Origin of the sequence: Streptomyces jumonjinensis (assembly GCF_009600885.1) — a bacterium.
GTDB lineage: Bacteria > Actinomycetota > Actinomycetes > Streptomycetales > Streptomycetaceae > Streptomyces > Streptomyces jumonjinensis.
In genome coordinates, this window is the sequence record NZ_VCLA01000181.1 from 59,553 (window position 1) to 69,759 (window position 10,207).

At 67.6% G+C, this 10,207-nt stretch carries 13 protein-coding genes; 3 read left to right on the forward strand and 10 right to left on the reverse strand.

All coding sequences use genetic code 11. The annotated features are described in order from the left end of the window. Window position 1: 1 nt before the first annotated feature. The 10 genes from rplB to FF041_RS28580 form a co-directional block, all read right to left on the reverse strand. On the reverse strand, window positions 2-838 hold the full coding sequence (gene rplB, locus FF041_RS28535) for a 50S ribosomal protein L2 (protein ID WP_153486752.1): 837 nt from the start codon (window positions 836-838) through the stop codon (window positions 2-4). Between the two features lie 39 nt (window positions 839-877). Next, window positions 878-1,198 (reverse strand): 50S ribosomal protein L23, encoded by a 321-nt coding sequence (gene rplW / locus FF041_RS28540; RefSeq protein WP_153486753.1) that lies wholly within the window; start codon window positions 1,196-1,198, stop codon window positions 878-880. After that, the gene (rplD, locus tag FF041_RS28545) at window positions 1,198-1,848 is read right to left on the reverse strand and encodes a 50S ribosomal protein L4 (protein ID WP_153525483.1); all 651 of its coding nucleotides are present in this window, start codon (window positions 1,846-1,848) and stop codon (window positions 1,198-1,200) included. Before rplD ends, rplW begins: the two co-directional genes overlap by 1 nt. A 5-nt stretch (window positions 1,849-1,853) precedes the next feature. Next, window positions 1,854-2,498, reverse strand: a complete 645-nt coding sequence (gene rplC, locus FF041_RS28550) for a 50S ribosomal protein L3 (RefSeq protein ID WP_153486756.1) — start codon at window positions 2,496-2,498, stop codon at window positions 1,854-1,856. A 14-nt stretch (window positions 2,499-2,512) separates the two neighbouring features. Continuing rightward, window positions 2,513-2,821 (reverse strand): 30S ribosomal protein S10, encoded by a 309-nt coding sequence (gene rpsJ, locus FF041_RS28555; RefSeq protein ID WP_003948644.1) that lies wholly within the window; start codon window positions 2,819-2,821, stop codon window positions 2,513-2,515. Window positions 2,822-3,290: 469 nt separating this feature from the next. Continuing rightward, window positions 3,291-3,830 (reverse strand): hypothetical protein, encoded by a 540-nt coding sequence (locus FF041_RS28560; protein ID WP_228388683.1) that lies wholly within the window; start codon window positions 3,828-3,830, stop codon window positions 3,291-3,293. Next, on the reverse strand, window positions 3,820-5,607 hold the full coding sequence (locus FF041_RS28565) for an alpha/beta hydrolase (RefSeq protein ID WP_323392976.1): 1,788 nt from the start codon (window positions 5,605-5,607) through the stop codon (window positions 3,820-3,822). The genes FF041_RS28560 and FF041_RS28565 overlap by 11 nt, the downstream gene beginning before the upstream one ends. Before the next feature lie 7 nt (window positions 5,608-5,614). Further along, window positions 5,615-6,037, reverse strand: a complete 423-nt coding sequence (locus tag FF041_RS28570) for a hypothetical protein (protein WP_153525485.1) — start codon at window positions 6,035-6,037, stop codon at window positions 5,615-5,617. A gap of 130 nt (window positions 6,038-6,167) precedes the next feature. Continuing rightward, window positions 6,168-6,500: a DUF397 domain-containing protein gene (locus tag FF041_RS28575; protein ID WP_153525486.1), complete on the reverse strand. Its 333-nt coding sequence runs from the start codon at window positions 6,498-6,500 to the stop codon at window positions 6,168-6,170. Then, window positions 6,497-7,360, reverse strand: coding sequence for a helix-turn-helix domain-containing protein (locus FF041_RS28580; RefSeq protein WP_153525487.1), 864 nt, complete (start codon window positions 7,358-7,360; stop codon window positions 6,497-6,499). The genes FF041_RS28575 and FF041_RS28580 overlap by 4 nt, the downstream gene beginning before the upstream one ends. Before the next feature lie 158 nt (window positions 7,361-7,518). On the opposite strand from FF041_RS28580, the gene FF041_RS28585 reads away from it, so the two are divergent. From FF041_RS28585 to FF041_RS28595, 3 genes are all read left to right on the forward strand, one after another. Next, entirely contained in the window at window positions 7,519-8,073 is a 555-nt protein-coding gene (locus tag FF041_RS28585) for an ATP-binding protein (protein ID WP_323392979.1), read from the forward strand. Window positions 8,074-8,192: 119 nt separating this feature from the next. After that, window positions 8,193-9,134, forward strand: coding sequence for a helix-turn-helix domain-containing protein (locus FF041_RS28590; RefSeq protein WP_153525489.1), 942 nt, complete (start codon window positions 8,193-8,195; stop codon window positions 9,132-9,134). Beyond that, the gene (locus FF041_RS28595) at window positions 9,115-10,008 is read left to right on the forward strand and encodes a hypothetical protein (protein ID WP_153525490.1); all 894 of its coding nucleotides are present in this window, start codon (window positions 9,115-9,117) and stop codon (window positions 10,006-10,008) included. Before FF041_RS28590 ends, FF041_RS28595 begins: the two co-directional genes overlap by 20 nt. Window positions 10,009-10,207 lie beyond the last annotated feature (199 nt).

The window sequence follows — 10,207 nt, forward strand, 5'->3', positions numbered from 1 at the left end:
CCTAGCGCTTCTTGTTCGTCTTGCGGCGGCGGACGATGTACTTGCTGCTCGCCTTCTTGGGAGAACGAGTACGACCCTCCTTCTGACCCCACGGGCTGACCGGGTGGCGACCACCGGAGGTCTTGCCCTCACCACCACCGTGCGGGTGGTCAACCGGGTTCATCGCGACACCGCGGACGGTCGGGCGAACGCCCTTCCAGCGCAGGCGGCCGGCCTTGCCCCAGTTGATGTTCGACTGCTCGGCGTTGCCGACCTCGCCAATGGTGGCGCGGCAGCGGACGTCGACCAGACGGATCTCACCGGACGGCATACGAAGGTGGGCCATGGTGCCCTCCTTCGCCAGCAGCTGTACGGAGGCGCCGGCGGAGCGGGCGAACTTCGCGCCGCCGCCGGGCCGCAGCTCGATGGCGTGGATGGTCGTACCGACCGGGATGTTGCGCAGCGCCAGGTTGTTACCGGGCTTGATGTCGGCGGTCGGACCGTTCTCGACACGGTCGCCCTGCGACAGGTTACGCGGCGCGATGATGTAGCGCTTCTCGCCGTCCGCGTAGTGCAGAAGAGCGATGCGCGCGGTGCGGTTGGGGTCGTACTCGATGTGAGCGACCTTGGCCGGCACGCCGTCCTTGTCGTGACGACGGAAGTCGATCACGCGGTAGGCGCGCTTGTGGCCACCACCCTGGTGACGGACAGTCACACGACCGGTGTTGTTACGGCCACCCTTGCTGTGCAGAGGGCGGACCAGCGACTTCTCCGGCGTGGACCGCGTGATCTCGACGAAGTCGGCGACGCTGGAGCCACGACGGCCCGGAGTCGTCGGCTTGTACTTGCGGATACCCATTTCTCAGTCCTCGTCCGATATTCGGACCAGGGCGCTCCGTTAGGAGGCCTGGCCGAAGATGTCGATACGGTTGCCCTCGGCAAGGGTCACGATGGCGCGCTTGGTGTTGGCGCGCTTGCCGAAACCGGTGCGGGTGCGCTTGCGCTTGCCCTGCCGGTTGATCGTGTTGACCCCGGTGACCTTGACCGAGAAGACCGTTTCAATGGCCTGCTTGATCTGAGTCTTGTTGGCACGCGGGTCGACGATGAACGTGTACTTGTTCTCGTCGAGCAGCGCGTAGCTCTTCTCGGAAACAACCGGCTTGACGAGGATGTCGTGCGGGTCCGCGAAGGTCTTGCTGGTGACGGTCGCCTCAGACATCAGGCGTCGCTCCCTTCGGTCTCATCGGCCTTGGGGCCAGACACGAAGGTCTCGAAGGCGCCCTGAGTGAAGAGAACGTCCTCGGAGCGGATCACGTCGTACGTGTTCAGCTGGCCCGGCTCCAGGATGTGCACCTGGGGCAGGTTGCGGGCGGACAGCCACGCGGCCTCGTCGGAGCGCTCGACGACCAGGAGCAGGTTCTTGCGCTCCGAGATCTTGCCGAACAGCGTCTTGGCGGCCTTGGTGGAGACGTCGCCCTCGACCACGCCGGTGACGACGTGGATACGCGAGTTGCGGGCCCGGTCGGTGAGGGCGCCACGCAGAGCGGCGGCCTTCATCTTCTTCGGGGTCCGCTGCGAGTAGTCGCGCGGCACGGGTCCGTGGACCACGCCACCGCCGGCGAACTGCGGAGCGCGGGTCGAGCCCTGACGGGCGCGGCCGGTGCCCTTCTGGCGGTAAGGCTTCTTGCCACCACCACGGACCTCGCCACGCGTCTTGGTCTTGTGCGTGCCCTGACGGGCAGCGGCCAGCTGCGCGACGACGACCTGGTGGATCAGCGGGACGCTGACCTTGGCGTCGAAGATGTCGGCCGGGAGCTCAAGGGTCCCGGTCTTGTCGCCCGCGGGCGACAGAATGTCAATGGTGCTCATAGTCCTCAGGCCCCCTTGGCCGCAGTGCGGACCAGGACCAGGCCGCCGTTGGGACCAGGAACCGCGCCCTTGATGAGCAGCAGGCCCTTCTCCGCGTCAACGGCGTGAACGGTCAGGTTCTGGGTGGTGACCCGCTCGTTGCCCATGCGGCCAGCCATACGGAGGCCCTTGAACACGCGGCCAGGGGTGGCGCAGCCACCGATGGAACCGGGCGAGCGGTGCTTGCGCTGGGTGCCGTGACCGGCGCCGAGGCCCTTGAAGTTGTGACGCTTCATGACACCGGCGAAGCCCTTGCCCTTGCTCTTGCCCGTGACGTCAACCTTGACGCCGGACTCGAACACAGCGGCGGTGATCTCCTGGCCGAGCGTGTACTCGCTGGCGTCGGAGGTGCGGAGCTCCACCAGGTGGCGGCGGGGGGTCACGTCGGCCTTGGCGAAGTGGCCCTTGAGGGGCTTGTTCACCTTGCGAGGGTCGATCTCGCCGAAGGCGATCTGGACCGACTCGTAGCCGTCGGAGTCATTCGTACGGACCTGGGTAACGACGCAGGGCCCGGCCTTGACGACGGTCACCGGGACGACACGGTTGTTCTCGTCCCAGACCTGGGTCATGCCGAGCTTCTCGCCCAGGACGCCCTTGATCTGCTTTGCCATCTCTTCCGTGCCTCTCAGAGCTTGATCTCGATGTCAACGCCGGCCGGAAGGTCCAGGCGCATCAGCGAGTCAACGGTCTTGGGCGTCGGGTCGAGAATGTCGATCAGGCGCTTGTGCGTGCGCATCTCGAAGTGCTCGCGCGAGTCCTTGTACTTGTGCGGCGACTTGATGACGCAGTACACGTTCTTCTCAGTGGGCAGCGGCACCGGGCCCGCGACCGACGCACCAGTGCGGGTCACCGTCTCGACGATCTTCTTCGCCGAAGAGTCGATGACCTCGTGGTCGTAGGCCTTGAGCCGGATGCGGATCTTCTGTCCCGCCATGGCTACCTCGTAGTCCTGTCTCTCGATTACACGCTCTGGCACCCGGATGGGTCCTGCGCTCTTCTCCGACCCACGCGGTCGGGCGTGTCGCACTCCCTCTACGTAGATATCCCGAAGGATTTCCCAACCAAGGGGGTGCGGGCCTGGCCCGCGCATCGGGGGAAGAACACCCACCGAGGTGCCTGGTCGGTACCCCGCTGACACTTCCCGGAAGATTCCCGTACGTCCGCCCCAGCGCTGCCTTACGGCAGATAGGGCGACGAGTACTGTGGGACTCGCTTCCGGTCCTCCCGGCGGGAGGCGCGCAGCATCGGCACTCAACCGAGCAACCCGGTTAGTCTGCCACACGGGGGCATGACCTGGCTAATCGAGCCGTAGAGAGTACCCCGGGCGTGACGACGATCAAACCGAGAGCGCCTTGCCGGAGGGGCAAGGCGCTCGTATCGGGCATATGGGTGAGGTGGGGCGCTCAGTAGCGGTCGACCCGCTGACCCTCCGGGACCTGGTAGCAGCCTGAAACGACGGTCACAGAGAGTTTCGGCTTCTCGTTTTTCGCCAGATGGACGATGCTGACGCTGAACTTCCGCTCGTCGTGGTCGGCGGTCAGGCGGAGGTTCTTGTTCCGGCTGGAGTCGCGCTCATAGTGGACGATCTTCCATCCGTGCTCCGGCAGCTCGCCCTTAAGGCGCTCCATGACGCCCGCGAGCTCGTCGCCGGAGGCCGGGGTGAGGCTCCAGGGGTGGCGCATCTGAAAGTACTTCTCCCGGTCCTTCCCATCGCCGCACTCGCTGACTCTGGGACCGGGCTCGGACGCCTTCCCCTTGACCTTGATGAGGTCCAAGAGGTCGCTGGAGACCCGCTGAGTGTCGTTGGTGGCGTCATCGAGGCTCTTGGTGCCCGCTGCGGGCACAGAGCTGCCTGACTGTCCGGAGTCGTCCATACCGCATCCTGTGATCGAGGCGAGGGCCAGGGCGAGGGGGAGGACCACGGCCCGCTGTTTAGTCTTCAAGCTCCACATCCCCGTGTTGTCCCGCCACGACCTGAGCTTGGTTCCACAGGCTGGTGGTGCCGGCTTTCCAGTAGTCACTGTGTCCTTCGGTGTCCGTGGCCATTTGGTTCGCGCCGAACGACTCATCGCTCGGGATGATCCCTACACCGCCGCCCAGCCGCCATTGGCTGCCACCGTGGCCGTAGCGGCCGGCGTCCGGCACTGCGTCCTTGGGGGCTTCCTGGTTCCAGACGCGTCCCTCGGGCACGTCCAGCTGATGCGCGTAGCCCACCTGGACACCCGGACTGCCCGCGAAGACCAGGTCGTCCGCGTTGAGATCGCCCTGCCGGGCGGCTGATCCGATGAGGGTCGTGCCATACGAATGGCCGATGGCGGTCGTGTGGCCCGGGGTATCGACGGCCCTGGAGGCGTCGAGACCGTTGAGGAACTGGTTGAACACCGGTGCCCCGTCGTCGGCGTAATGACTGAATGGCGCATCCCGGCCGATCTTCTGGGGGGCGTCGTAGCCGAGCCACGTAATTGTGGAGACCGAACCACCAGCAGCTGCGTCAGAAGCCTCCTGCCAAAGGTTCGTCATACGAGTGATGTCGCCGCCGATGCCTCCAAGATTGGAGGTCGTCCCGGGCACATAGACCGCCGTGTGGTCGGCCGTGTCGGGGTTCCCGTTGGCGACGATCGCCCGGCCGTTGCCCTCGGCGCTGAAACCGAGCAGATACGCCTCGGGCAGCCCTTCGACCCCGGTCGCGTCGAACCGGTCCTCGATGCTCTGCATACCCTTGAGCGACCGGGTGAGCTGCTCGTGCTCGTCGCCGTATTTCCGGTGCCAGTCCATGTACTCCTCGGTGTACACCCGGGACGGCACCATGCCGCTCCTGATCCAGGTGTATTTGTTCGCGGGTGGCGGCGGCAGGGCGTCCAAAGCGACCTGAAATTGCCCCTGCTTCTGGGCGAGCACCGCGCGGTTCGCCTCATCCCGCACATCGGCCGGGAGGCCGTTCAGCGCCCCGACGCTCGCCGGGTTCATCGCGATCTGCGCGTCCCGCTCCTCGTCGGACAGCCCTCTCCACCACTCGGCGTTCTCGGCGGGCGTCCCCTCCTTCGGCGGCCCCTTGATCGTGTCGAGGTAGGGGTCGGCGGCGGCCCGTACCCCGGCGGTGTCGGAGCCGGCGTCCGCCCAGTCCCGGGCGGAGACGGTCAGGTCGTCGTCTGCCTTGAGGGCGCGCAGCTGGGGTGCCCATTTCTCGTCGGCGGCGGTGGCCTGGGCCAGCGCGCCGGCGACACGGTCGGCGATGTCCTGGGCACGGGCCGCGTACGGGTTCGGGTTCAGGCCGGCGATCTGGCGGCCGATGCCCTGGGCCTGGGGCGTGCCGTGGCCTCCGGTCGCGCCGCCCTCGGGGATCTTGCCGTCGGTCTTGTCCGGCCCCGGCGGATACGCCACGGCCCCGTCGGGATTCACGGTGAAGCCCTGGGCCCGCGCGTCGGCGAGGGCGGCCTCCAGCTTCCGCTGGGCGGCGGCGAGGTCGAAGGCGAGGCCGTTCAGGGCGGTGCTGATCACACCGCACTCGGTCCGGGTGTACTGAAAGTTCCCGGCCAGCTCGCGCAGCTCGCCCTGCGCCGCGTCCGCCGCCTGCCCTTCCAGGGGCTCCCGCATCCCGGCGGCCACGGTTCCCTCTATATGGTCCTTGGCGGCCTGGGCCATGTCCGCGAGGGCCCGGTACCCGTCTGCGGCGGACTCGTACTCGGCGGGCTTCAGAGCCTTGAGGGTCTTGAGGTCCACTCCCCCGTCACCGGCCCTGCTGCGGGCCGCCGCCGACCGCGTCCGTGTCGGCGTACGCCAATCGAACACGGTCGATCTCGGCCTGGACGCCCGCATCGGTCATGAGCTGCTCGTGCCCGACCCGCTCCAGAATCTTCTGAAGGCTTGCGCAGCGCTTGCCGACGTTCTCTGCGTAGGTCTTCCAGGAGGCGTATAACTCCTTCTGCGCCGCCGCGCTGAGACAGCCGTCCGGGTCCCCGAGGCCGGACTGGCCGTCCTCCAGCTTCCCCAGCGCGGTACGGACCCTCCCGCGTAAGGCCCCCACTCCGTCACCGGCCGCGAGCCACGCCCGCTGGCTGGACTTCACCCCGCCGGTGACCGCGCTGACGGCCGGGCCGGAGTCGGCGGGTAACTGATTGAGCTTGATCTGCTCCCACTCGTCCCAGGACATGGACGAGCCCCCTCCCCGTTAGTTGATCTGAGGACATTACCCGGGGGTTGTGGACAGAGAGCACTGATCCGGACACGCGGATGCCCACGGCTGGATGGCCGTGGGCATCGGGGTGTCGGCTGCGGAGCGGTCAGGGGGTGAGGGAGGTGTGGGCGACGAAGTCGGACCAGGCGCTCGGGGTGAAGCCGAGCTGGGGGCCCTGCTTGTCCTTGGAGTCACGGATGTGGACGGTGTCGCAGGAGGGGGTGGAGGCTACTTCGACGCAGTCGTTGCCGTTACTGCTGTCGCTGTGGCTGCTCTTGGCCCAGGCAACTTCGACGCACGAGTCGATCTCGTTACTGTCGCTGTAGCTGCTCTTGTACCAGGCGACCTCGACACAGTCGTTGATGTTGCTGCTGTTGCTGTAGCTGCTCTTGAACCACTCCAGCGCGGAACCGTTCCCGGCAGAGGGCTTGAGGCTCATGTCTCTCCCAGCACTTGCTCGATGAAGGCCATCGACTCCCGAGGGGTGAGAGCCTGGCCCCGGATGATGCCATACCGCAGTTCGATGATCCGGAGCTGTTTGGGGTCGGAGACCGGGCGGCCGTTGAACTCGCCCTCGCAGCGCCCCACCGCCGTGCCATCACCGAACTTCAGCACCTCGATCGCGCCGTCCATACCAGCATGCCCGTTAGCGGCGGTCGGCATCACCTGGATCTCGACGTTTCGCAACTGGGCCACCTCCAAGAGGCGTTCGAGCTGTCGACGCAACACCATTCTGCCCCCGATCGGGCGGCGGAGCGTCACCTCTTCCTGGATGAAGCTCAGCTCGGGAGCGGGCGAGCGCTCGAATAGCGACTGCCGGGCTACCCGTGCCGCCACCCCACGTTCCACCTCGTCCGGCGAGTGGGCGGGCCGACGTGTTCCAATCAGCGCGCGGGCGTACTCCTCCGTCTGAAGCAGCCCATGAAGGTTATGGCTGCCATAGGCGGAGCGTTCAACCGCCTGTGCCTCCAGTTTCGCCAACTCGCGAATCTTCTTGGGATACCGGGCCTCCGCCATCACCTTCTTCATGGCGGAGATCCGCCCCTCCGCGTTCAGCGCGCTGTCCGCCTTGTCCAGGTACTCCGGGCGCGGAATCCTCGCCCCGCGCTCGATCTTGCGGATCAGGTCCTCGCTGTAGCCGATGAGGAGCCCGAACTCCACCACCCGCTTCCCCGCGCCCTCCCGCCATGCCTTGAGCTGCGCCCCGGCCATTTCCACGGCCGGGGCGATCTCGTCGTCCGGATCGACGTCCCAGCCGGGTTCATCGACCCCATCCGTCACGTCTGTCGTATCGTCCATTCCGCGCCCACCTCCGACGTGTCGACTGTGTCCAACGCCCGCCGTACCCAGGCGTTACGCGATACAGCCGGGACAAGTCAGGACAACGCCGGGACAGAATTCCCGAGTACGGCAGGGGAACCTATTCACCCCGCACACTTCTGGCCACGCTGGGTGATGTGAACCACACCACCCAGACCTCCTCCCCCACACGCCAATTCAGCGTTCAGCTCTCCGCCACCCGCCGAGGGGCCCGGCTCGCACGGCTGCTCACGGTCGAGCAACTGCGTTCATGGGAACGTGAATTCGATACGGCGGCGCATATCGTCGCCGAGCTCGCCGCCAACGCGGCGACCCACGGACGCGTACAGGGGCGCGATTTCCGGCTGACGGTCACGGAGCGCGGCGGGATTCTCCGTATCGAGGTCACCGACACACGCGGCGACCGTTTCCCGGTGCGTCGGCGCGACGCCGCCGAGGAGGACGAGTCGGGGCGGGGGCTCGTTCTGGTCGAGGCCCTCGCCGACCGGTGGGGCGTCTCATCCGGCCCCGCGCCAGGCAAAACGGTCTGGGCCGAGCTGACCTTCCCACCGGAGCACGGGCGCCCGCGCTCCGGTGCCCCGGGCGGTCTCCCCCAAGAAACGAACGAGAGAAAAGAACCCCGCCAAACCCCACCCCTCCCGCCCGTGGCCGGTCTCACCCGCACGGGTGAACATCCCCAACTGCGCTGGTAAACGGCCGGGTTGGATGACTTAGGCTCGCCGCGAGAAACGACCGCAGACATGCGTCGGCCCCCGCCGGGACGGCAATCCCAGTGCGAGGGCCTGACCACCGAGGAAGAAGACGCTTCCCGTTGGATACCCAGCACCCTAGCGCGACCGCGCCCGCCCCGTCCGCCGATCCGGACGCGGAGCCCGCCATTACCCACGACGCGCACCGCTCACACCACTCGTACGGCGTCACTCACGCCAACTCCCGCCATACGACCCGCTTCACGGTCGTCGGCAACCACCTCGCCCAGCACGCCGAGCTATCACTGCTGGCGATCGGGTTAGCGGTGCACATCCAGTCCCTGCCGACCGGGGCCCGGGTGGACATCAAGACCCTGACGGCCCGCTTCCCGGAGGGGTCGGCCCGTATCTCCGGAGCGCTGCGGGAGCTGGAGGCCCACGGCTATCTGCGCCGGGTCCGGGAACGGGTTCCGGGCGGGCGGATCGTCACCCGTACGGTCTCCTGCAACCAGCCGGCCGCGACGCGGAGGCCGCCCGACCGGCTCGTACCCGTACGGCCCCGTCCGCCGGGCCGACCACCGGCGGCTCCCCGGGCGGCCGACGACGCTCCCGTACGCCCGCCGCGCAGGGAGCCCGCGCCCCTGCACGTACCGCAACCGGGGTTCCCCGCCCCGTCCCTCCTCCAGACCGCCGCCGATCTGCTGGCCGGGCTGCACCACACCGACCCTCGCCTGTTGCTCTCCGCCCGCGACGCCGAGCAGCTGGCCCCAGGAGTCGCCGCCTGGCTGGAACGGGAGGCCGGCCCCGCCGCCGTACAGCACGCCCTGACCACCGGCCTCCCCGCCGACGTCCTGCGCCACCCGGCCCGGCTCCTCGCCCACCGCCTCACAGCAGGGCTCCCCCCGCCGCCCCCTTTCCGCACCCCGCTCCGAACTCTCCCGCTCCAGAACTGCGAGCACTGCGACCGGGCGTTCCGCGCCCCTGAACCAGGCGTGTGCCGGGACTGCCGGACCACCACCAAGCACCGACATCGAGAGGAATCAGATGGTCAGCTCACCGCATGAGGCGATGCACCGGATCTTCCAGGAGTATCCGGAGCTCTTCACCGGGGTCTCCCGCATACTCGGCCTGGACTTCGCCCCGCCCGCCTCGGTCACGGTCCTGCCGACCGACCTCACCGAAGCCCGGCCCGTCGAACGCCGTGTCGACACGCTGCTCCGGTTCGACACCGAGGACGGCGACTCCTTTCTTCTGGCCGTCGAGGCCCAGGGCAAGAAGGACCCGGCGAAGCCCGCCAGCTGGGCGTACTACCTGTCGTACCTGTACGCCAAATACCAGCTACCGCCCCTGCTCCTGGTCGTCTGCCAGGACCGGGCGACCGCCGAATGGGCCTCCCGGCCCGTCACCATCGGCCCTGGCCAATGGCCCGCCCTCACCCTCCGCCCGCTCGTGGCGGGCCCGCACAACATGCCCGTGATCACTGACCCGGCACAGGCCCGCAAGGACCTCGCGATGGCCACTCTGTCGGCCATCACCCACGCCGCTGATCCATCCGTCGATGGGATACTGAAGGCACTGTCCACCGCTCTGCGGGACACGCCGGAAACCATCGCTCACCCCATCGTCGAACTGACAGCACAAGGCTTGGGCACGCGCCCAGCCGCACAGCAATGGAGGAAACTGGTGGCCGTGGACCTTTCGTTCTTCACATCGCCCATGTCGGAAGAGCTCCGTGACGAAGGCCGGGCCGAAGTCCGAGCCGAAGTCCTGCCGATGGTCGCCGAAGCCATCCTGATGTTCCTGGAACAGCGCGGCATCGACATCCCCGACGACGCCCGCGAACGCATCACCAGCTGCGACGACCCCGAGACCATGCACCACTGGCTCACCCGCTCGGCCACCGCCCCATCAGCCGAAGCCATCTTCGACCAGGCGTAACAGCCACAACCGGCCGGGGCCGGTCGCACACCACCGACCGGCCCCCTCAGCACACTGCGGCACGCCCAGCCGTACAGCAATGGAGGAAACTGGTGGCCGTGGACCTTTCGTTCTACACATCCCCCATGTCAGAAGAGCTCCGCGACGAAGGCCGAGCCGAAGTCCTGCCGATGGTCGCCGAAGCCATCCTGATGTTCCT